Source organism: Streptomyces sp. CO7, from assembly GCF_053474865.1.
This window is the reverse complement of sequence record NZ_JBRIOU010000003.1, coordinates 279,210-281,522: the sequence shown is the minus strand read 5'-3', so window position 1 is coordinate 281,522 and position 2,313 is coordinate 279,210. Positions and strand designations below refer to the sequence as shown.

The 2,313-nt window shown below is 77.4% G+C and carries 2 protein-coding genes; one reads left to right on the top strand and one right to left on the bottom strand.

Annotation, left to right across the window (positions count from 1 at the left end; genetic code table 11):
• Window positions 1-82: 82 nt before the first annotated feature.
• Window positions 83-1,225, top strand: coding sequence for a glycosyltransferase family 4 protein (locus ACOV8S_RS11155; RefSeq protein ID WP_448317624.1), 1,143 nt, complete (start codon window positions 83-85; stop codon window positions 1,223-1,225).
• 139 nt (window positions 1,226-1,364) lie between these two features.
• Here ACOV8S_RS11155 and ACOV8S_RS11150 read toward each other — a convergent pair.
• The coding region (locus ACOV8S_RS11150; protein WP_448317623.1) for a hypothetical protein at window positions 1,365-2,313 on the bottom strand (949 nt) is incomplete at its 5' end.

The window sequence follows — 2,313 nt, the reverse complement described above, 5'->3', positions numbered from 1 at the left end:
GTGGCGGACGGGGGGTGCGTGGGGCCCTTGGTCTGCATGCGGCCATGATTCCCCATGCGCCCGTTGGATAGGGTCGTCCGCGATGCACAAGACGCTGATCGTGACCAATGATTTCCCGCCGCGCCCCGGCGGCATCCAGGCGTTCCTGCACAACATCGCGTTGCGCCTCGATCCGGAGCGGTTCGTGGTGTATGCGTCCACCTGGAAGCGCAGCCGGGAGGGCGTCGAGGCGACGGCCGCCTTCGACGCGGAGCAGCCGTTCCGGGTGGTGCGGGACCGCACCACGATGCTGCTGCCGACCCCGGGCGCCACCCGCAGGGCCGTCGGCCTGCTGCGCGAGCACGGCTGCACCTCGGTGTGGTTCGGGGCCGCCGCCCCGCTGGGCCTGATGGCCCCGGCGCTGCGGAAGGCGGGCGCCACCCGGCTGGTGGCCACCACCCACGGCCACGAGGCGGGCTGGGCGCAGCTGCCCGCGGCCCGGCAGCTGCTGCGGCGGATCGGCGAGTCCACCGACGTCATCACCTACCTGGGCGAGTACACGCGCTCGCGGATCGCGGACGCGCTCACCCCGGAGGCGGCCGCGCGGATGGTCCAGCTGCCGCCGGGCGTCGACGAGAAGACCTTCCACCCGGGCTCCGGCGGCGACAAGGTGCGTGCCCGGCTGGGGCTCACCGACCGGCCGGTGGTGGTCTGCGTGTCGCGGCTGGTGCCGCGCAAGGGGCAGGACACGCTGATCCGGGCGATGCCGCGGATCCTGGCCGCCGAGCCGGACGCGGTGCTGCTGGTGGTCGGCGGCGGCCCCTACGAGAAGGACCTGCGGGGGCTCGCCCGGGAGACCGGGGTGGAGCGCTCGGTGGTCTTCACCGGCTCCGTGCCGTGGTCGGAACTTCCGGCCCACTACGGGGCGGGCGACGTGTTCGCCATGCCGTGCCGGACCCGGCGGGGCGGGCTCGACGTCGAGGGCCTGGGCATCGTCTACCTGGAGGCGTCCGCGACGGGCCTGCCGGTGGTGGCCGGCGACTCCGGCGGCGCCCCGGACGCGGTCCTCGACGGGGAGACCGGCTGGGTGGTCCCCGGCGGCTCGCCCGGGGACGCCGCGGAACGCATCGTCACGCTGCTCGGCGACGCGGAGTTGCGCCGCCGGATGGGTGAGCGGGGCCGCGCCTGGGTCGAGGAGCGGTGGCGCTGGGACCTCCTCGCCGACCGCCTCCGCGACCTGCTCTGACCCCACCCCGACGGCGGCACGATGGCCCGCAGGGGCGCGGGGGTCGGGGGTGTTCCCCGCCGCCCGTCGCCCCAGGCACACCGCTGACCCCGGCCGGACGATGGCCCGCGTACCCGGGCCACCGCCCGCACCGCGCGCCTCAGCCGCCCAGGTCCCGGCGCAGCGCGTCCCGCCAGAGGGCGGTGAAGCCGTCGCGGTCGACGCCCAGGACGCGCCCGAGGGCGGCCTCCTCGCCGTCGGTCCCGGCGGCCTCGTAGAGGTCGCGGACCGCCTCGTCGCCCCAGCGGACGGCGACCAGGCGGCAGGCCAGCCAGGCACCCTCGTAGGCCCGGCCGACCGTCCCCGCGTCGCCGCCGAAGGCGAAGTCGCCGTCGGCGGGCAGCCGTTGCGGGACGTCGCCCTCGCGGACCGCCCGGGCGAGGGCGGGCGCGGTGCGGGCGGGGTCCTGCCGGGAGGTCCGGTAGGCGGTCCAGTCGGCGCAGCCCTCCGAGAGCCACATCGGGGTGCGCGGGGTGGTGCGGGCGCGCAGCGCGACGTGCGCGGTCTCGTGGGTGAGGACGACCTGCCGCGCCTCCTCGCCGAGCGCCTGCCACGCCTCGGGGTTGACCACGACCCGCGGCGCCTCGCCCGGCGTGGTGACGGCGGCGGTGTCGCGGTAGGTCCCGGTGGGCGCGCCGAGCAGGCGGGCCATCGCGTCGGTGGAGTCCGGGACGACGATCACGGGCCGCACCCCGGTGTGCCAGGCGGCCTTCACGGCACGTGCGGCGGTGTCCCCGGGTCCGGTCCAGGCGCCGGGGTCGGCAGAGCCGGAGGCGACCACCAGGGTGCGCGCGGTGACGGCGGTGCGCAGGGCGGTGCCCTGGTCCCAGAGCTGTTCGGGCTCCCCCGGTGCGGGCCGGTCCGCGGTGACCCGCCAGGAGCCGTCCGCGTCCCGCGCGAGGGTGAGGACGCGGCGCGCGGTGGCGGCCCGGGCGTCCCGCTCCAGCCGGTACCGCAGCTCGGCCTCCACGGTGGCGCCGTCCTCCCCCTGCCGCGCGGTCACCCGGTAGCGCCAGGCGGCGAGCGGGAGGGCGTGCTGGGGTTTCCAC